The sequence below is a fragment of the Fodinibius sp. genome, assembly GCF_034521915.1.
In the GTDB taxonomy this organism is placed as follows: Bacteria; Bacteroidota; Rhodothermia; order Balneolales; family Balneolaceae; genus Fodinibius.
The window spans coordinates 391,448-412,251 of record NZ_JAXHLU010000004.1 but is presented as its reverse complement, the minus strand read 5'-3'; the positions used below and the strand labels follow the sequence as shown (position 1 = coordinate 412,251).

The following is a 20,804-nucleotide window of genomic DNA, read 5'->3' as shown; positions in this document are numbered from 1 at the left end:
CGATAATGCTCATGAATACTCATTTCAGTTTTGTATCTTTGGCTCGCCTTATTATAACGATATAAATTTTAGAATTCTCAACTTTACGGATGGCTGCATCTTCCCCATTTGAACAAAATTCTCGTCTCAAAAACATTTTACTTATTTCGGGCATCGTGCTTATTGCCCTGAACCTGCGTCCTGCACTGGCGGGGGTTGGCCCACTGATAAGTACCATCCGAGAAGCTACCGGGCTCTCTAATGCCATGCTGGGATTACTCACCACACTACCCCTGCTGGCGTTCGGTGTACTTTCAACATTAACGCCGCTGTTCACTAAACGCATGGGAATTGAAGGGACCTTGGCTTTGGCTATGGCCTTGCTTTCCGGAGGTATTCTACTTCGGGTTGTTCCTGCAAACTGGGCTCTTTTTGCGGGAACGTTATTATTGGGCATTGCAATCGCTTTTGGCAATGTACTGCTGCCCAGCCTGGTTAAGCGCGATTTTCCCAATCATACCGGAATTATGACAAGCGTGTATTCCAGCATGCTGGGACTTGGAGCAACTGTAGCAGCCGGGGTTAGCGTACCCCTAGCCCATGACTTAGGCTGGGGATGGCGTTGGTCGCTTGGATCCTGGGCAGCCCTTTCTATCCTTGCTTTTATCGTTTGGCTTCCCCAGCTAAAAGATCTGACAGTTCCAAAACAGGAGCGCAACTTTTTAACATCCATGAAAGAACTGGGAGGTTCACTTGTGGCCTGGCAAGTAGCATTATTTATGGGACTCCAATCTCTTGCATTTTATGTGGTCTTAGCCTGGCTGCCGGAAATTCTTCAAGATCGCGGGCTTTCTCCCAGTAACGCCGGGTGGATGCTTTCTCTATCACAGGCTATGGGTGTCGTCGGTACGATCTTTATCCCAGTCTTGGCAGAAAAAATTAACGATCAGAGAAAGATCGTCTGGACACTTATAATTGCCGAAGCTATAAGTTTAATAGGATTGATGTTTCCCGATCCATTCTTGGTTGCTCTCTGGGCATCATTGATTGGCCTGGCACTTGGTGGCAGTTTTGGCCTGGCACTCTTGTTTATTGTACTCCGATCATCCAACAGTGAAACAGCTACCGAATTGTCGGGAATGTCACAATCCATCGGTTACTTACTTGCTGCCATCGGACCTACCCTGTTCGGAGCTATGTACGACTTCACCGGCGCATGGTTTATCCCTCTTCTTTTTCTGTTAATTATTGTAGGAGCTAAACTTATTTTTGGCTTGGGAGCCGCTCGTCCGCAGGAAGTAAAATAGCACGATATATCTCTCCTTTCAGCAAGAATATTATCCGTACCTGTTATAGCAACAAGAGTTCACATAATATCGGGCACTAATATTAATTTGTACTTAGATGAATTATTTAACAAACTGAAAACAGGTTGTCATAATATTATTACGACCTGTGCTTGTTGTGATAAGTATAGGTTAGGGGTACCAATCAAATTTCAAGATCTATATGCAGATAGATAAAGATAAAATCTATTCTGAATCTGAACTTCGAGATAAGAATATCTACGGGGTAATTTATAAGGTAGAGAATATAAAGACTGGAAAAATCTATGTTGGTAGAACTACAGATTTAAAGAAAAGGATTGAGAGCAGAAGAAATGCAGTACATTCTGAAAGAAATGTCTCAAAAAATGGAATTGTCCATGCAATGAGAACTGAAGGAATGAATTGTTTCGAGTATGAAATTATAGATTGCTTAAAAATAAATCCAGACTTCAAATTTTCACATAGAGACATATACGAAGAAAAATTAAATGAAAAGGAAATTCGATGGATTAAAAAATTAGGTGCGTACAAGGATGGCTACAATCAAACAACAGGAGGTGAAGCAACCTATGATGTTTATACCAAAGTTTTGCAATATGATTTAGAAGGTAAATTTATCAGAGAGTGGGATTCTATTAAAGAGGCAAATCTACATTTAAATGTAAGTGATAATTCTGTTTCAGGAATTCCAAGAGTTTGTCTAGGTATTTCAAATGTTGCTTTTGGTTATCAATGGAGATATAAGAAGTCTGAAGATTTTCCCCAACATATTGGCCCTGTGCCAAGTGATTATTGGGTATTACAATATGATAAGGAGGGTAACTTTATACAGAAGTTTAGAACACCGTCTATTGCTGCCGAAAAGCTGGATATTGAAAATGGAGGAAATAAAATTGCAGAATGTGCCAAAAATGATAATTACATAACCGCTTATGGCTTTCAATGGCGTTATCAAGAAACAGACGATTTCCCAAAAAAGATTAAAACTGCGGAAGAACAGAATGATTTATTAAAACATTATGAAGAAAAAGCTAAGCCAGTTATTCAATATGACTTAGAAGGAAATTATATCAACACATTTCGAACCACTGATGAAGCAGCTGAACAAACAGGTGTGTTTAGAAATATCATAAAAAGAGTAGCAGAAGGTGATTATTATCGTGCGGGAGAATACCAGTGGCGATACAAAAAAGGAGAAAATATTCCCCAACAAATCGACTCATATGAAAAACCAAATACTAAAAAAGTATATCAATATAATCCTGAAAGTTATGAGCTTGTAAATACTTGGATTTCAGCTAGAGAGGCTTGTCGTCAAAATCCTGATTGGAATTACAAACAAATTTCAGGTGCAGTAATTGGGAAATATCAGAAAACTTATCTAGGCTATGTTTGGTCTTATCAAGAGTTGACGAAAAATGAAATTGATGAAAAAATCAGTAGTAAAGTCAAAAAGAGGTCAAAGTCTAAAAAAGATAGCAGTCCTGGAAAAACTGTATATCAGTATTCAAAAGACAAAACCAAGTTTATAAAAAAGTATGAATCTGCTGCTGAAGCTGCCCGTCAAATGGGTTATAAAAATGGAAGTGGAATTAGTAGAGTAGCTAGAGGAAAAAGAAATCATTACAAAGGTTATTTTTATTCCTATACCAAATTATGAAGGTACCCCTAACCCCTTTAAAAAGGAAAATGTCAAGCAAACAGTCCTCACCCAGTTAATTATTTATTCATTTCTATAAATTCGGTAATTATATAGAAATGCTGGTTTGTATTGGAGAACCCAAGTTGAATAAAAAAAGCAGATGCCCTGGAAGACACCTGCTTTAATATTTTTCGGAAAAATGTGCTATGCTACTTTAACGTGCACCTTTTTGCCTTTCACTCTGTTTCTATTCATTCCATTGAGTACCTGATTTACATATTGACCGGGTACATCAACAAAAGAGTGCTTGGGAAAAATATCGATATTACCGATCACTTTCCCCGGAATCCCGGATTCGCCTGCAATTGCTCCGACTAAATCACCGGGATATACATTATTCTTTTTACCCACATTAAAATGAACTTTAATCATTGCAGAATCATCATACTGCCCGACTTGAGCAGTATCATCAGAAGAATCTTCCACTGAAGTATTCATCTTAAGCAGTGCAGCCGCAATTTCGATAGTCGTAAATCGATCATCGGTAAATCCTTCAAGCTGCTCGATATAAGGACGCAAATCTCCCTTTTCAAGCACTTCTACGACTTCTTCCATGCGTCCGGCCATTTGTGATATTCTAACATCAGCCGTTGAAGGCATCTCAAGCGGATTCAACTGATTCTTGATCTGCTTTTCAATGGTATGCAGCTCCTTTCTTTTGCGACGGGTGGTAAACGTAATCGCCATACCCGATCGCCCTGCACGCCCGGTTCGTCCAATACGGTGCACATAATACTCGGGATCTTGCGGGATGTCATAATTGAATACCACTTCGATATCATCGATGTCCAGCCCTCGAGCAGCAACATCCGTTCCCACTAAAATATCGATTGCTCCGGATCGGAATTTTGCCATCACACGATCGCGCTGATTTTGATTTAAATCACCGTTGATAAAATCTGAGGAATATCCTCGTGACTTAAGCTCTCTCGTTACCTGCTCAGTTTTACGTTTGGTATTACAGAAGACAAGCGCCAACTTAAAATCATTAATATCCATAAACCGGCAAATAGCTTCGGTGCGAACAGAGTCGCGAACCTCTACCACATACTGTTCAATATTGGGAGCTGTTACTTTCTTACGTTCTATTGTAATCGTCTGCGGATTGTTCATGTAGCGATTCATAATTTTGCGAATCCCTTTCGACATCGTCGCCGAAAACATGATTGTTTGTACCGGATGATCGGCATAAGATAAAATCTGTTCCATATCATCCCGAAATCCCATATTCAACATTTCATCTGCCTCGTCAAAAACGACGCGCTTCAAATTATTCAGCTTCATCGTCCCACGGCGAAGGTGATCAATAGTTCGCCCCGGAGTTCCGACAACAATATGGGCACCTCGTTTGAGAGCTTTTATCTGTCGCGATATGGATTGCCCACCATAAATAGGAACAACATTCAATCCATTAAGGTGCTTTCCAATCTTGATAAGTTCTCCCGTAACCTGGATCGCCAGCTCACGAGTGGGACACATAATGATGGTCTGTACATTTGCAATATCAAGATCAGTTTTCTGTACCACCGGAATTCCGAATGCGGCCGTTTTTCCAGTTCCTGTTTGGGCCTGACCAACAACATCCTTCTCATCCAAAAGCGATGGAATACATTGTACCTGTACGGGCGTTGGCTTTTCGAATCCCATCTGTTCAATTCCCTTGAGAATAGGATCGGAAATATTAAGTTCGTTAAAATCTAAATCTGTCATAAATAAAATATAATTGAGTATTAATGAATACCTGACGCCACAAAAACATACTTATAGTACCGGTCTTCTAAACCGCTATCCAAAAACCGTATATATCAGAGGCGCCGACAGACCAAAGAAAGGATTGTAAGAACCTGTTTAACGAGTAGGTGGGATATTAAGTAACACCAGCTGCGGAGAAGATACGCAATTATCTGCAGAACAACATGAATTTATTTAAGAGAGCTATTCTAATTGCGCAAAAAGTAATTCCTATAGCTTTAAAGTTCTTTAATTTTTTAAAAAGTGGTACTTATCCATGCTTAGGATGCTGTAAAGACCTTTTTAGGATGTATTAAGATATGCTAACCAAGTTTATCTAAAGAGAAATTCTTCCTTATTTGAAAGAAATATTTCAAACAGATGAGTTATGGGACAGCAACAATTACTTTTAGTCATACTGGTAAGTATTCTCGTGGGCGTAGCAACCGTCGTTGCTATTGATACGATGCAAGACGCACGGGACAACTCCAACGAATCGGCAGTTCGTCAAGACATACTGATGGTTATCAATGATGCCCAGATCTATTACAAGAAGCCAGACGCGTTGGGAGGTGGCGGGAATTCGTTTGATGGAATTTCCGAGGAGCATATTTTATCTATTGACCCTGAAAACGAAAACGGCAGTTACGAAATTTCCGGATCGGGAAATACCTTAACCGTCACTGGAAACGGTACTAATGAAAATGTCGAGATTACCGCAACAGCTACTATGACTTCTGATGGGATGGAAGTCTCCTGGTCTACCCCTTAGATCATGTTAAAATCACAAGTTTACAATTTTAGGAATACGCTCGCAGCATAAAGAAAATCACCACTCCTGTTACAGATACATACAACCATACTGGCAGTGTAACTTTAGACACCTTGCGATGCAATTTCAGCTTTCCAGAAAAGGCCAGATAAAAACTGGTTAATATCATCGGCATTACAACTGCTGATAAAATAATATGAGAAATGAGAATAAAGAAGTATATCGGTCGAATAAATCCTTCCCCCGTAAATGGGGTACTGCCATGAAAGTTATGATAGATCACATAACTGATCAGAAAAAAAGTTGAGGTTACAAAAGCAGTGAGGTTAAATTTCATATGCTTGCTAAAATCTCGCTGACGTATTGCCCGATATCCAAATATCAGCAGTACTGCACTCGTACTATTCAATAGTGCATTGAGTGCAGGCAGACTCGTAATCAGATTCGAACTGTAGTCGCTCCCTCCTTTGTAATAAATAAGCCAGATTAAAAAGCCGAATGCCACACTACTAATTAATAGTATTACACCAATGGCTTTGGAGAGACTAAGATTTTTTAACAGATCAATCGTAACCGGTTTCTTGGAATCCATAAACTGGTATTATCGCACACATTTTTTGGTAGACTGAAGATACATAATATTAAATTTTTCTACAGGATCATTTTAGTTTAAATGTCTGTCAAGTTTACAGGTATAATTCCCCGGAATTCTATAATTCAATTAGGCATTTCTGCTAAATAGATTATATTTTAGCTCACTAATTTCTTGGGCATGAATGAACAATCTCTATCCTATTTAGATTCGATTTAAATATTAGGGAGCTCATTTTTATGGGTTCTAAAAGAGTTGGATTTTCCATACTTTCATGCCGAAAACTTTTAGAGGACAACTGCTTAAAAGTAACGACAAATATCACTTAACCCATGGCTCAGATTTTTCCCCGATGGGCAAATGAAGTACCTCAACGTATTTTGCTCGGGCTCATTATTTTCGCGACAGCAACAGTAGCAGGAGTTTGGTATTACTTTTCTCCCGAATATACCGATGTAGGCTATGCTCCCGAGCAGCCCATCGAATACAGCCATAAACTGCATGCCGGCAAACTTGATATTGATTGTCAATATTGCCACACCAACGTTTTTGATTCTAAGTTCGCGAATGTGCCGGCTACGCAAACATGCATGAACTGTCACAATCAGATTGATGGACAAAATAAGCCCGAAGAAATACAAAAAATTCGTGACAGCTGGGAGTCGGGAGAGTCTATTGAATGGGTTCGCGTGCACAATCTTCCGGACTACGCTTATTTCAATCACGCAGCACATGTCAATGTTGGGGTAGGTTGTGAAACATGTCACGGACGTGTTGATCGAATGGAAGTAGTCTACCAAAAAGAGCCTTTAAGTATGAGTTGGTGCCTTGACTGTCACCGTAATCCGGAGCAAAATGTTCGTCCGGTTGAAGAAGTCACTACAATGGGATATGAACCGGAAAAAGATCAGATTGAAATGGGACGTGAGCTTGTAGCAAAACACAATATTGCTCCCCCTACCTATTGTCAAAGTTGCCATTATTAATAAGAAGAAATATTTAACCGAACGAATCTGAATTAACGCAATCGTAACGGAATGAGCGAAGAAGTAAAAAATCCCAATTACTGGAAAAGCCTTGGCGAACTTGCTCGTAATGATGAGTATGAAAAGTTCGTTGAGCGCGAATTTCCTGAAAATGCCACCGAACTTAACGATAAAGTATCACGACGCAGCTTTCTGCGTGTGATGGGAGCTTCCATTGCGCTTGCCGGATTTGCTGCCTGCCGGCGACCGGTACAAAAAATTGTACCCTTTAGTAAGCAACCGGAAGATTTAGTAGAAGGCGTACCACAATATTACGCTTCCGCTTCGCCATTTCAGGATGCGCTAAATGGTATTGTTGTTGAAAACAACGAAGGGCGGCCCACAAAAATTGAAGGGAATGAGATGCACCCGGCCAGTAGCGGGAATACCAGCATCTTTGGTCAGGCCGAGATCCTAAATATGTTTGATCCTGACCGTTCACGTTACGTCCGTAAAGACGGAGAGCGATCTTCGGTTAGTGCTTTCGCAGAATTTTGTAACGATCATTTTTCTGATACTGACCAAAACATAGCTTTTATTTCTGAAACGAACTCTTCTCCTACTTATAACAGGATGAAGGATCAGGCGCTGGATCAATTCCCCAATGCGCAATGGATTACATATGAGCCATTTGGAGAAGACAATGCCCTTGAAGGTACTAACATAGCATTCGGTGAGCGATTACGAACATATAATAAGTATGATGAAGCTGATGTCATCGTAAGTTTTGATGATGACTTTCTGAATCCGGCCGCTGACAAGAACAGTGTTGAAAACACTAAGCGTTTTACTGATCGGCGTCGTGTGATGTCTGAAGATGACGACATGTCTCGGTTTTATGCTGTTGAAAGCACGTTCAGCATTACCGGTTCCAACGCTGACAATCGCCTGCGCATTAAATCTGGCGAAATTGAACTCTTTATATATGCACTGGCGGCTAAGCTTTCCAATTCTGTGAATGGATTGTCCGCTTTTAGTGGTTATAGCAACAAATTTTCTGATCACGAATGGACCGCTATTCTGGCTGAAGAACTGCTTGACAACCGAGGCAATTCTATATTAACAGTCGGACGCGATCACAGTTCAGAACTTCATGCCACCGTAGCAGCGATGAATGTTGCGCTTGGCAACAATGGCGAAACCATTAATTATCTTGAAGTTCCACATGTTGATAACCAAAACAATCGTGAAGTTTTTGCCGGTTTAGTTGAAGATTTGAACAATGGAAATGTAGATACAGTTGTGCTTGTGGGAACGAATCCTGCATTCACGGCACCGGCTGACCTAAACTTTGAAGATGCTCTTGAAAATGCCGGACAGGTTATCCATCTCTCTAATTATTATGATGAAACTTCAAAGCTGGCCAACTGGCATATAAACAGGGCTCACTTTCTTGAGGCTTGGGGCGATGGATATTCCTATTCAGGAACACGCTCTATCATCCAACCGCAAATTGAACCTCTGTATTCCGGAATAAGCGAAATTGAATTTCTGAATATTATTCTGAACGGAGAACAAGCAAAAGGTTATGACCTGGTTCAGAATACGTGGAAAAATTATTATTCAAACAACTTTACGAGCCAGTGGAATAAAGCGCTACACGATGGAGTAGCAGGTAAAGAAACATTTTCTACAGCCTCGGTAAATATTTCAAATGGATTTAATTCACAGGCTCGTAACTTCATCAGCAATGCAACACCCGCTGATGGCATGGAGCTGGTCATTCGACCTGACTCTACGGTGTTCGACGGTCGCTTCGCCAATAACGGATGGCTGCAAGAGCTTCCCAAGCCGATGACAAAGATCACCTGGGATAATGTTGCGCTGATGAGTAAGAAAACAGCAGACGACCTGGGTGTAAAAGAAGCAGGCCTTGGAAAATCAGAAGTCGAAGTTATTTCTATTACTGTTGACGGTACTACTATTGAGATTCCGGCTTGGGTTCAACCCGGCCATGCCGACGACAGCATCACCATTACCGTGGGATATGGTCGCGAAGGTGTTGGGCGCGTAGCTAATAAAACAGGTGTTGATACCTATCCGTTGCGCACAACAACTAATATGCATTTTGCCAGCAATGTATCAGTAGAAAAAACTGGCAAAACGTATGAGATAGCCTGTACGCAAGACCATAACACGATGGAAGGGCGATCGCTATTGCGACATGCCACCCTTCAAGAATATAAAGAGAATCCAAATTTCTCGACTTACGAATCTTCCTACGATGCCGAGATGCCCGGTCTTGCTTATGCTGATGAACACGGAAAAGATCGGCCCCTTTCGATATTTAATTCTATTGACGAACAGGAGTATCCCGAAGAAGAACCGCAATGGGGTATGTCTATCGACCTAAATACCTGTACCGGTTGCGGCGTTTGTACGATTGCCTGTACGGCCGAAAATAACATTCCGGTGGTAGGTAAGCGCGAGGTAAGTCGTGGACGCGAGATGCACTGGATCAGAAATGACCGCTATTTTGACGGTGATGTCAACGATCCGAATGCCCTACACCAGCCTGTGCCTTGTATGCACTGTGAGCTGGCTCCTTGCGAGCAGGTTTGTCCTGTAGCGGCAACCACCCACAGCGATGATGGCATGAATCAGATGACCTATAACCGCTGTATCGGAACCCGTTATTGCGCAAATAACTGTCCATATAAGGTTCGTCGCTTCAACTTCTTCAACTATACTAAGGAATTTTTAACAGGTGGAGACGATCCGGAAATCATCCAGATGGCGATGAATCCGGAAGTAACCGTGCGATTCCGCGGCGTGATGGAAAAATGTACGTATTGTGTACAACGTGTAAACCGCGCCAAGATCAATCGCGATATTGAAACAAACGGCGAAACCATGAAACCTGAAGATGGTGCTGTAGAGACGGCTTGTCAGCAAGCTTGTCCCGCAGATGCTATCTACTTTGGTGATCTCACCGATCCCGAAAGCGAAGTAGTAAAAACGAAGAAGAACAACCGTAACTACTTGCTTCTCGAAGAGCTTAATACGCGACCAAGAACGTCGTATCTTGCTAAAGTTCGTAATCCCAATCCCAAATTGGCTTAATTTTCAACATACTTTACGATGAGCACAGATTATAAATACGTACCAGAGCCAGCACTCGTAAAAGGAGATCATTCCTTTGGGAGTATAACTGATCTTATTGCCAAGACTCCATTATCTCCCACTCCAAAATTATGGTACTTAGCTTTTGGCCTTGCCAATATTTTATTGATTACCCTTTTAGGGGCAATCGGTTATCTGGTCTGGGATGGTACCGGAATTTGGGGACTTAATAACCCGGCCGGATGGGGTTGGGCTATTATCAACTTCGTTTGGTGGGTTGGTATTGGTCACGCCGGAACACTTATTTCTGCTATTCTTTTCCTCTTTAGACAAGGTTGGCGAACGGCGATTAACCGTTTTGCCGAGGCCATGACAATTTTTGCTGTAATGTGTGCCGGTATCTTCCCTGCTATCCACGTGGGACGTATCTGGGTTATCTATTGGGTATTCCCCATTCCCAACTCGATGGCAGCCTGGCCGAACTTCTCGAGTCCGCTACTTTGGGATGTTTTTGCGGTAAGCACGTATTTCACCGTTTCATTACTCTTCTGGTATGTTGGATTGATTCCCGACTTTGCCACGCTCCGCGATAAAGCCAAGAATAAAATTGCTAAAATTTCATATGGAATTGCCTCCCTCGGATGGACGGGCAGTTTTCGAAACTGGTGGAACTACGAAAAAGCCTACATGATTTTGGCCGGCCTTGCCACTCCGCTGGTACTTTCGGTTCACACCATTGTATCTTTTGACTTTGCCGTTTCAGTTATACCGGGCTGGCATAGTACCATTTTTCCGCCCTACTTTGTAGCCGGTGCTATTTATTCCGGCTTTGCCATGGTATTAACGCTGATGTTGATCGCTCGAAAAATCTACGGTCTTGAAGACATCATGAACATTGATATCATGGAAAAGATGAATCTTGTGATGATGATAACAGGTAACCTGGTTGCTTTTGCGTACCTGATGGAAGGTTTTATAGCTTGGTATAGCGGCTATATTTACGAACAAGGAATTTTCTGGCTTTACGTCGTTGGTCCCTATGCCTGGGGCTTCTGGATCCTGATGTTCTGTAATGTGGTAACCCCGCAATTCCTCTGGTTCAAGAAGATACGACGCAACGTCGCTATCACATTTGTTATTTCCATTATTGTGAACATTGGAATGTGGTTTGAACGCTTTATGATTTCCGTTGCTTCACTCTCAACAGACTTTATGCCCTCTGCGTGGGACTATTATTCACCCACTTTCTGGGATATTATAACGTACGTTGGAACATTTGGACTTTTCTTCACCTTCTTCCTGCTATTTCTGCGCTTCTTGCCAATGGTTGCCATTGCAGAAGTTAAAGGAGTTATGCCGCAGGCAGATCCGCACAACTACGATGAAGAAACCAACGAATTTGATATAGAGAAAACCAAACCTGTTGTTGTTCAACAAGAGCAAACTGTTTAGTAACTGATATTTATGGACGCAGAAAACAAACAAATTTACGGTGTATTGGCCGAGTTCAGAAATCCAAAAGAGCTCGTTGATGCCGCTTCTTCGGTTAAAAAATCCGGATACCAGGATTTCGATACCTATGCTCCCTTTCCCATCCACGGGATGGAAAAAGCCATGGGATTAAAAAAATCTCCCCTTGGCTGGATTGTACTGGGTGGAGCTCTTACCGGTATGATAGGTGCACTGGCATTAATGATATGGGTAATGGGCTACGAGTATCCGATGAACATTAGCGGTAAGCCATTTATCAACTTTCCAATTTATGTACCCATAACATTTGAGATAACCGTTCTGCTTGCAGCCTTTGCCGCTACTTTTGGTATGCTTGCTCTCAATAAATTGCCACGCCTGTATAATCCATTATTTAATGTAGAGCGCTTTTCAAAGGCGTCGGATGATGGCTTCTTTGTTCATATTGAAGCTTCTGATGATCTCTTTTCTGAAGAGAAAGTAAAAAAGCTGTTCCAGGATAATGGAGCAACACACATTGAAACCGTATACGATTCGGAATAATTGACCACAAAAATCTTTAGTTCGCATAACGATCCGATGAAAGTTTCCAAGTACTTATTATTAGCTGTTATTGTCTTCCCATTGGCTTTAGCTGGGTGCAGGGGTGAAAAGTTTCAATCTCAGCCTGTTCACCCTAATATGAATATGGATCAACAAAAACGTTTTGAAGCACAGGAAAAGAATGAGTTCTTTGCGGACAATCGAGCTATGCGAAAGCCGGTTGATGGAACAATAGCACGTGGAAACCTTAAAGAAGACAAAGCTTTATACCAAGGCATTAATGAGGACAGCAGCTTTGTGGAAGATATCCCCGTTGATGTTACAAAATCATTTATTTACCGAGGTAAAGATCAATACGAAGTATTTTGTACGCCCTGTCATGGAATAGCAGGTGACGGAAACGGCATTATTATGGCAAACAATTACGGATATGTTCCCGCTCCGAGTTTCCATATTGAACGTTTGAGAAATCAAAGCGATGGATACCTTTACTCTGTTATTGCAAATGGAATTCGAAACATGCCATCATATGCTACGCAAATTTCTGTCAAAGATCGATGGGCTATTGTAGCTTATGTGCGTGCACTGCAGAAAAGTCAAAATGTTTCTGAAGATGAAATTCAAGAGTACGATGTAGATCTGGCTGCTCTAGAAGAAGATTATCAGGAACAATTAGCTGCCGAACAGGCCAAAAAAGAAGCCCAGGCGAGCGGCGATGGCGGAGAAGTTTCCGTAGAACGTGGTAAAACGATTGCACAAAATAACGGCTGCACTACCTGTCACTCTATCGATGGCTCTAAAATGGTTGGGCCAACCTGGCAAAATTTATATGGGTCTGAACGAACGTTTGACGACGGATCCACAGCCACCGCTGATGAAGAATATTTGACAGAATCTATCGTAAATCCATCAGCTAAAGTAGTAGAAGGATATCCTCCTTCTATGGTTTCATACGATTTTCTAAGTGATAGCAAAATAAACTCACTCGTTGAGTATATAAAATCATTGAGTGAAAACGCTGAATAATATTTTAAAAACGTATTTAACGTATATAAACGATTGGTTTAATCTATGAGCAAGCCCAAAATAACTGATACACTGGAGTTTCCTTCTGATCTGAATGTAACCAAATCATTATTTGGAGTGGGAATTGTAGGCCTTTTGGCTACCGGTGTTGGATACTTCCTTGATCATGATCAGTTTTTCTTTTCTTATCTGGTAAGTTTTTCCTTTTTCTCAAGCATAGCACTCGGAAGTTTGTTCTTTGTTATGGTTCAGCATTTAACACGATCAGAATGGAGTGCCGTGCTGCGAAGAATTCCAGAGACGTTTTCTTCATATTTCTGGATCTGGGGATTGTTTATTATTCCCATCTTTTTTGGAATGCACTCTCTTTATCACTGGACCCACGCTGATGCCATTGCCGCCGATCCGGTTTTACAGGGGAAAGAACCTTATTTGAATACGACATTCTTCATCATTCGTCAGTTTATCTACTTCGCCCTCTGGAGCTTCCTTGGTTATCGGCTTTATTCAAAATCGGTTGAAATGGATAAAACCGGCGACTGGGGATTGCAAACTCTACTGCGCAGAACCAGTGGTCCGGGACTATTTTTCTTTGCCATTACCCTTGCCTTTGCCTCTTTTGATTGGATCATGTCGCTTGATCCCCACTGGTATTCTACTATTTTTGGCGTTTATTACTTCGCAATGAGTTTCCAGGGATTATTCGCAGCATTGATTCTAATCATATTTTTCCTCTGGAAAAATGATTTACTTACAAATACCATCCAGAAAGGACATATTTATGATCTGGGTGTGCAGATGTTTGGCTTTACCGTATTCTACGCCTATATCGCCTTTAGTCAATTTTTACTGATTTACTATGCCAATATCCCCGAAGAAACCGTCTGGTATTTAGAACGGCTTAGCGGTGGATATGAATATTTAGCATGGTTTTACCTATTGGGACGTTTTGTAATTCCATTTATAGTTTTACTTCCAAAAGGACCAAAATCCAAACCAAAAGTTGTAGGCAGTATTGCCACCTTGATTTTAGTATCACATCTGGTTGAACTTTACTGGCTTGTTATGCCGGTACTCAATCACCATGGATTTCATCTTAACTGGATGACTATTACCAGCTTCATTGGACTTGGAGGCATCTTTTTAGGATTATTCTTCTATAAGTTTAAACAAAATAAAATGGTGCCTATTAACGATCCGAAATTGGGAGATTCACTTAACAAACATTAAATCTGTTACTAACGCAGTAAAGCTGTCACTGCTAATAAAGCTTTTATTTTCATGGCTAACGAGAAGCAAAATTATTCTGCCGATTTTAAAAAAGAAGTTGCGCAAAAAGCATTAGACCAGTCCAAGCAAAATCTGGACAAACTATCAAAGAAATATGATGTACCCGTTTCGGTTATTCTAATGTGGGCAACTGAGCTTGAAAAAGGTGGAGAAGATGTTTTTAAGACTGAAGAAGATAAAGATACATCTTCTCCTGAAGAACCAGTTGAAACCATTGATGTTGAAGTAACTGACGAAGAGTTAGCCAACTCTGTTGAACACGGAGTGATGCAAGATAAGCTAAATTACAAACGCCTTATTTTTTGGAGTCTTTTTGGTACAATTTTGGTTGTTATATTTGTACGCGGTCTTTATGAGATGTATGAGTACAACACAGAAGCTACTCAAGAACGTGTATCATCTGAAAGTGAATACTATCAGGTTAACCAGATGAAAAGACAAGCAAGACAACAACTCGATAGTTTTGGTGTTGTAGATCTTGAAAACGGTACTTACAGAATTCCTATCGACAGTGCCATCAATAAGATGGCTGCCGATGAAGAATAGATAAAAATTTATGAAACATTTTGGGCTTTCAATAGCAGTAATAAGCCTGTTTTTACTACCCTACTCTTCCAATGCGCAACTGAATCAAAAAAAGCCGAGCCAACTGGAAGATGTAGGAGTTGAAGAGCGATTAGGTGAACAGATACCGCTCGATTTAACATTCGCCAATGCAAAAGGCGATTCTATAAAACTTGAAGAATTATTCACTGACGGCAAGCCGGTACTGTTGAATCCGGTTTATTATGAGTGTCCGCAACTTTGCTCGATGATAAAAGAGGCCATTTTTAAAGGAGTTAAAGATTTAAAGTGGTCGCCGGGCACGGAATACAATATTGTTACATTCAGTTTTGATCCCAGTGAAAAGACAGCTTTGGCTGCTGAAAACAAGGAACGTTTTTTAAATAAACTAGACAGAGAAGGTGCCGGTGACGGATGGCACTTTCTAACCGGAAGTCAAGAAAATATTAACAAACTTACTGAGGCCGTTGGATTTAACATGAGGCGTCTTGAAGATGGACAATATGCACATGGCGCTGCTATCATGTTTCTCAGTCCCGATGGCATAATAACACGCTACCTATACGGGCTCAAGTTTGATGAATTTAATTTGCGGAATGCGCTATATGACGCAGCTGATGGTAACATCGGAAGTGCTGCAGAACAAGTATTACTCTATTGTTATCAATACGATGCGGATTCCAATACATATGTACCGGTAGCCTGGAAAATCATGCAGGTTGGCGGCTTTGCTACCATGTTAATTCTGGGTATATTCCTCGGTTTTATGTGGTTGCGGCACAGATATTCTAATAATGAAAAGCAAATAAAAGAAACGAATGGACGCGATTAAAGACTTCTTTTTACCCCCGGCAAAATCTACGCTGGCCGAACAAACCGATGCTCTTTTCTGGTTTGTACATGGCAGCAGTCTTATTTTGACGATTGGACTCATTGCAGTCATTGTTTATTTCGTCTATAAATATCGTCGCAAGTCTGAAGATGAAGTAACACCACTAATAACCCATAACAATGCCTTGGAAGTTACGTGGTCAGTTATTCCCCTGATAATGGTTCTTATCGTATTTGGATGGGGATACCAAGTATTTATGAATCAAACGGTCGTACCTGACGATGCCTATGAAGTGAACGTTACGGCCCAAAAATGGATCTGGCAGTTTCAGTACGAAAATGGTGCTCAATCAACCGGCAAACTACACGTACCGGCCGATCGTCCCGTGAAACTTATCATGAGCTCAAAAGATGTGATTCACTCCTTTTTTGTTCCGGACTATCGCCTGAAACAAGATGTTGTGCCGGGGCGATATACCGAAATGTGGTTTAATGCTCCTGAGCCCGGGAAATCGACCATATTTTGTACGGAATATTGCGGTGATGGCCACTCCGATATGTTAGGAGAAGTTATTGTACATGAAGAGAAAGAATTTGAAAACTGGCTTGCTGAAAATGCCGGCGGTGGTTCTAAACCTGAAGATCTTGCTCCGGAAGAATGGGGCGAGCAATTGGCTCAGGAATGGGCTTGTACAACCTGTCACTCTGTGGATGGCAGCCAAATGACCGGCCCCACTTGGCAAGGAAAATTTGGCAGTGAACAAACTTTTGAAGACGGCTCAACGTTGACCGTAGATGAAAACTACATTCGCGAATCTATTCTGGAGCCTAATGCAAAAATCGTTGAAGGATACCCTGCAGTTATGAATACTTACCAGGGACAACTTAACGATGAGCAGATTAATGCGATTATCGAATACATCAAAACATTGAAGTAATATGGATACAGCAGACGCAAGTTCTACATCTAAAAAGATACAGGTCCAGCGGTATAAACCCGATGATAACCCTGACAAGCACTATTTAAATGAGGAAACGGGTCTCTGGTCTTGGTTGACAACGGTCGATCACAAGAAGATCGGCATCATGTTCTTGGGAGCCATTACCTTCTTCTTTTTCGTTGGTGGTATAATGGCCCTTTTAGTACGTACCGAACTATGGACCCCAGCCAAGACCTTTATTGAAGCTAATACCTACAATCAGCTGTTTACGCTGCATGGTGCAATAATGATATTTCTGTTTCTTGTACCCTCAGTTCCTGCAGCGCTTGGAAACTTCATTTTGCCACTGCAGCTTGGAGCCAAAGACGTAGCCTTTCCCAGGCTTAACTTATTAAGTTTCTATCTCTATTTAACTGGAGCCGGTATCGCTATCTTTTCCATTCTCAATGGTGGGATTGATACAGGATGGACTTTTTATACTCCCTACTCCTCTACCACCGGTGGTGCCGTAACAACGATGGTTTTCGGGGTATTTGTAATCGGATTTTCCTCTATTCTTACCGGAGTAAACTTTATTACCACCATCCATAAAATGCGCGCCCCGGGTCTAACTTGGGATAAACTACCGCTTTTCTGCTGGGGATTATATGCAACAAGTATTATTCAAATTTTGGCAACACCCGTACTTGCAATAACCCTTGCACTTGTTGGCATGGAACGCATTTTGGGAATCGGGATTTTTGATCCGGCAATGGGCGGCGATCCGGTATTATTTCAACACTTTTTCTGGTTCTACAGCCATCCCGCGGTATACATTATGATTGTGCCCGGCTTTGGTGTCGTCTCAGAAATTATAACTACATTCTCTCGCAAACATATCTTTGGATACTGGGCTATTGCACTATCATCACTAGCCATTGCCTTTATCGGATTCCTCGTCTGGGGACACCACATGTTCGTATCCGGGCAGGCGTCATTGGCTTCAATGGTCTTTTCATTTTTGACCTTCTTGGTTGGCATTCCAACAGGCATTAAAATGTTTAACTGGACCGCAACCCTGTATAAAGGTTCGATTGATCTAAAATCACCGCTACTATATATATTTGGATTTTTCTTCCTCTTCTTAGTAGGCGGACTTACGGGTATTGTACTTGGATCAATTGCCTTGGATGTTCACCTGCACGACACCTATTACGTGGTAGCACACTTCCACTTTGTAATGGTCGGCGGTATGGTGATGGCGTTCTTAGCCGGCTTGCACTACTGGTGGCCTAAAATCACCGGGCGAATGTACAACGAAACAATGGCAAAAATTGCCTGTGCCATTATCTTTGTAGGATTTAATGTCACATTCCTTCCCCAGTTTGTAATGGGATCTCAGGGAATGCCTAGAAGATATTTCAACTATATCGAACAGTTTCAACCGTTCCATCAGGTTTCAACTATAGGATCGTATATTCTGGGGCTTGGCTTTCTGATGGTGTTCTACTATTTGGTTAAGTCACTCTTTGGCGGCCAAAAAGCTACAGCAAATCCTTGGGGAAGTCGTGCACTCGAATGGCAAATAAATACACGTCCGCCACTGCATAACTTCCATCATATACCTGTAATTATTAACGGTCCATATGATTATCACAAGCCGATGGAAGAATTTCAGTTAGGTCTGGCGGAATCTACAACTAATGGACACGGCCAAGAGAGTGATCTCGAAGTAACAACTGATGGGAAAGAAATTAACGCTGAGTAACAACGTATAAACCTGAAAATCATTAAAACCTGATTATGGCAGATCATTCATCTTCCACAACACATTCACGATTTTTTCAGCATCATTTTGTGGATGCCGAACAGCAGTTCCAGACTGCAAAAATGGGAATGTGGATATTTTTGGTAACAGAAATTCTGATGTTCGGCGGACTCTTTGCCGCCTACATTGTATTCCGATTATGGTATCCCGATCTGTTTACCCAAGCTTCTACAGAGCTCAATACTTTATGGGGCGGTGTTAATACCATAGTACTTATCGGTAGTAGTTTAACAGTGGCAATGGCTATCAAGTCAGCTCAGCTTAATCAAAAGAAGAATATTGCCATTAACTTGGGCATAACGCTGGCTCTTGCCGCCGTGTTTATGATTATTAAATACTTTGAGTGGACCCATAAGTTTGAGCTCGGTATTTTTCCCGGCCAATTCTATGATTTTGGGGGCATTGCACATGAAAAGGCAAATGTATTCTTTAGCCTGTACTACCTGATGACTGGCCTGCACGGCATTCACGTGTTAATTGGAATGGGATTAATGAGCTGGTTGCTCTGGAGATCCTTAAAGAACCATTTTGACAGCGAGTATTATACCCCCATTGAAATTACGGGTCTATATTGGCACCTCGTTGATATCATCTGGATTTTCCTTTTTCCCCTTTTCTATCTCATTGAATGATAACTTAAAATATTTTACAGCTCATGAGCGGACATCATATATCCACAGATAAAACCTTACTTGGCGTTGCAGCCGCATTGCTGGTATTAACAATTCTTACCGTTGGAGTAAATTATATCCACATGCCCACGCCTTGGAATATAATCACAGCAATGGGAATCGCTGTTGTAAAAGCAGGCCTCGTTGCCCTGTTCTTCATGAATCTTTATTGGGATGAACGATTTAATTCCATACTGTTAGTGGCAGGATTAGCCTTTTTTGGACTGTTAGTGAGTCTTACACTTTTAGATACCCTATTCCGTGCTGAAGTAATACCAGCTTTCTGAGAAAAACGATTAATACCTTTGTAAATACTATAAGCCGATCGTATCCTCGATCGGCTTTTCTATTGCCCCATATTCCCATTTTAGATATAAATAGAATTATCTGCTTGATAACTATTGATTGATCTGTAGAATAAAAAATAGTAGTTCTACTAGATATTATTCTCCATACATCCAATCTCTTCATACAACCAATATAATATTTACAACCTCAGAGGGGGTAACAATTTTCAATTTAAATTAGTACATTTGCACCTGACAAAACTACGGATTCAGTAATGAAGCTAACTACAGAATATTCCCTTTCAAAGCTTTTAGATACCCAGCGAATAGCGGCTTACTATGAGCTTACCAAACCGGGTATTACCCTCACGGTATTAGCAAGCATGCTGATCGGATTTGTCTTGGGATCAGCTGGTCAAATCAATTACATCACTCTCATTCATGCCACACTTGGGACCTGGCTGATCGCGTCCGGCACAGCAGCACATAATCAATTTCTGGAATGGCGGTACGACGGCAAAATGAAGCGGACCCAAAAACGTCCTGTTCCAGCAAGTAAAATATCGCCTAAGAAAAGCGTATTATTTTCCCTCACATTAATTACCGGTGGACTATTTTATTTAATACTTGCCGTTAATGCCGTGGCGGGATTAGTGTCACTACTGACAACCCTGATCTACTTGGGAATTTACACGCCTATGAAGCGTATTTCGGTCGCTAACGTGTTCATTGGCGCAATACCGGGCGCACTACCTCCGGTAGGTGGTTGGGCCGCTGCAACAGGCCATCTGGGAAGTACGGGCATGTGGCTACTATTTGGTATCGTATTTCTATGGCAAATTCCCCACGTAATGGCCATTGCCTGGGTCTGCAAAGATGACTACAGCAATGCAGGCTTCCAGATGCTTCCCAAAAATGACCCCAAAGGAATTAAGGCAACAATTTTAATCGTTGGGTGTTTGATTGCTTTACTCCCGGTTTCTTATGGACTGTTTTATATTGGAATGAACAGTTGGATCTATCTGATCGGCGGACTTTTAAGTAGTATAGTATTCTTGTACTATGGACTTATCTTCGCCAAAGATCGCGACAAACCTTCCGCCAAAAAATTAATGTTTGCCTCATTCGGGTACCTGCCTGCCATCTGGGCATTTGTTATTATCGATATTCTGATCCTGTAAT

18 protein-coding genes are annotated in these 20,804 nt (G+C 41.4%); 16 read left to right on the top strand and 2 right to left on the bottom strand.

Translation table 11 applies throughout. The features are described from left to right. The first annotated feature begins 89 nt into the window (after nt 1–89). Together U5J89_RS04470 and U5J89_RS04465 are read left to right on the top strand one after the other, a co-directional pair. Nucleotides 90–1,286: an MFS transporter gene (locus tag U5J89_RS04470; RefSeq protein WP_322574409.1), complete on the top strand. Its 1,197-nt coding sequence runs from the start codon at nt 90–92 to the stop codon at nt 1,284–1,286. 202 nt (nt 1,287–1,488) lie between these two features. Further along, complete coding sequence (locus U5J89_RS04465; protein ID WP_322574408.1) at nt 1,489–2,967, top strand: NUMOD1 domain-containing DNA-binding protein; 1,479 nt, start codon at nt 1,489–1,491, stop codon at nt 2,965–2,967. A 186-nt stretch (nt 2,968–3,153) separates the two neighbouring features. On the opposite strand, the gene U5J89_RS04460 is transcribed toward U5J89_RS04465, so the two are convergent. Next, nucleotides 3,154–4,719 (bottom strand): DEAD/DEAH box helicase, encoded by a 1,566-nt coding sequence (locus U5J89_RS04460; protein WP_322574407.1) that lies wholly within the window; start codon nt 4,717–4,719, stop codon nt 3,154–3,156. A 409-nt stretch (nt 4,720–5,128) separates the two neighbouring features. On the opposite strand from U5J89_RS04460, the gene U5J89_RS04455 reads away from it, so the two are divergent. Then, nucleotides 5,129–5,512, top strand: a complete 384-nt coding sequence (locus tag U5J89_RS04455; RefSeq protein WP_322574406.1) for a hypothetical protein — start codon at nt 5,129–5,131, stop codon at nt 5,510–5,512. Between the two features lie 28 nt (nt 5,513–5,540). On the opposite strand, the gene U5J89_RS04450 is transcribed toward U5J89_RS04455, so the two are convergent. Continuing rightward, a complete protein-coding gene (locus U5J89_RS04450; protein WP_322574405.1) occupies nt 5,541–6,104 on the bottom strand; it encodes a DUF420 domain-containing protein in 564 nt (187 codons plus the stop codon). Between the two features lie 332 nt (nt 6,105–6,436). On the opposite strand from U5J89_RS04450, the gene U5J89_RS04445 reads away from it, so the two are divergent. From U5J89_RS04445 to cyoE, 13 genes are all read left to right on the top strand, one after another. Next, complete coding sequence (locus U5J89_RS04445; RefSeq protein WP_322574404.1) at nt 6,437–7,090, top strand: cytochrome c3 family protein; 654 nt, start codon at nt 6,437–6,439, stop codon at nt 7,088–7,090. A 51-nt stretch (nt 7,091–7,141) separates the two neighbouring features. After that, a complete protein-coding gene (locus U5J89_RS04440; protein WP_322574403.1) occupies nt 7,142–10,192 on the top strand; it encodes a TAT-variant-translocated molybdopterin oxidoreductase in 3,051 nt (1,016 codons plus the stop codon). An 18-nt stretch (nt 10,193–10,210) separates the two neighbouring features. Beyond that, a complete protein-coding gene (gene nrfD, locus U5J89_RS04435) occupies nt 10,211–11,644 on the top strand; it encodes an NrfD/PsrC family molybdoenzyme membrane anchor subunit (RefSeq protein ID WP_322574402.1) in 1,434 nt (477 codons plus the stop codon). 12 nt (nt 11,645–11,656) lie between these two features. After that, entirely contained in the window at nt 11,657–12,205 is a 549-nt protein-coding gene (locus U5J89_RS04430; RefSeq protein ID WP_322574401.1) for a DUF3341 domain-containing protein, read from the top strand. A gap of 144 nt (nt 12,206–12,349) precedes the next feature. Then, complete coding sequence (locus U5J89_RS04425; RefSeq protein WP_322574400.1) at nt 12,350–13,231, top strand: c-type cytochrome; 882 nt, start codon at nt 12,350–12,352, stop codon at nt 13,229–13,231. A gap of 45 nt (nt 13,232–13,276) precedes the next feature. Then, nucleotides 13,277–14,461 carry a hypothetical protein gene (locus tag U5J89_RS04420; protein ID WP_322574399.1) on the top strand — a complete coding sequence of 395 codons (1,185 nt, stop codon included), beginning with the start codon at nt 13,277–13,279 and terminating at the stop codon, nt 14,459–14,461. Nucleotides 14,462–14,512: 51 nt separating this feature from the next. Next, on the top strand, nt 14,513–15,067 hold the full coding sequence (locus U5J89_RS04415) for a transposase (RefSeq protein WP_322574398.1): 555 nt from the start codon (nt 14,513–14,515) through the stop codon (nt 15,065–15,067). Nucleotides 15,068–15,077: 10 nt separating this feature from the next. Continuing rightward, nucleotides 15,078–15,917: an SCO family protein gene (locus tag U5J89_RS04410; RefSeq protein ID WP_322574397.1), complete on the top strand. Its 840-nt coding sequence runs from the start codon at nt 15,078–15,080 to the stop codon at nt 15,915–15,917. Beyond that, on the top strand, nt 15,904–16,854 hold the full coding sequence (gene coxB / locus U5J89_RS04405; RefSeq protein ID WP_322574396.1) for a cytochrome c oxidase subunit II: 951 nt from the start codon (nt 15,904–15,906) through the stop codon (nt 16,852–16,854). Before U5J89_RS04410 ends, coxB begins: the two co-directional genes overlap by 14 nt. A gap of 1 nt (nt 16,855) precedes the next feature. Continuing rightward, nucleotides 16,856–18,604, top strand: a complete 1,749-nt coding sequence (gene ctaD, locus U5J89_RS04400) for a cytochrome c oxidase subunit I (RefSeq protein ID WP_322574395.1) — start codon at nt 16,856–16,858, stop codon at nt 18,602–18,604. 35 nt (nt 18,605–18,639) lie between these two features. Next, nucleotides 18,640–19,296 carry a cytochrome c oxidase subunit 3 family protein gene (locus U5J89_RS04395; RefSeq protein WP_322574394.1) on the top strand — a complete coding sequence of 219 codons (657 nt, stop codon included), beginning with the start codon at nt 18,640–18,642 and terminating at the stop codon, nt 19,294–19,296. A 23-nt stretch (nt 19,297–19,319) separates the two neighbouring features. Beyond that, complete coding sequence (locus U5J89_RS04390; protein ID WP_322574393.1) at nt 19,320–19,622, top strand: cytochrome C oxidase subunit IV family protein; 303 nt, start codon at nt 19,320–19,322, stop codon at nt 19,620–19,622. Between the two features lie 275 nt (nt 19,623–19,897). Continuing rightward, the gene (cyoE, locus tag U5J89_RS04385; RefSeq protein WP_322574392.1) at nt 19,898–20,803 is read left to right on the top strand and encodes a heme o synthase; all 906 of its coding nucleotides are present in this window, start codon (nt 19,898–19,900) and stop codon (nt 20,801–20,803) included. Nucleotide 20,804 lies beyond the last annotated feature (1 nt).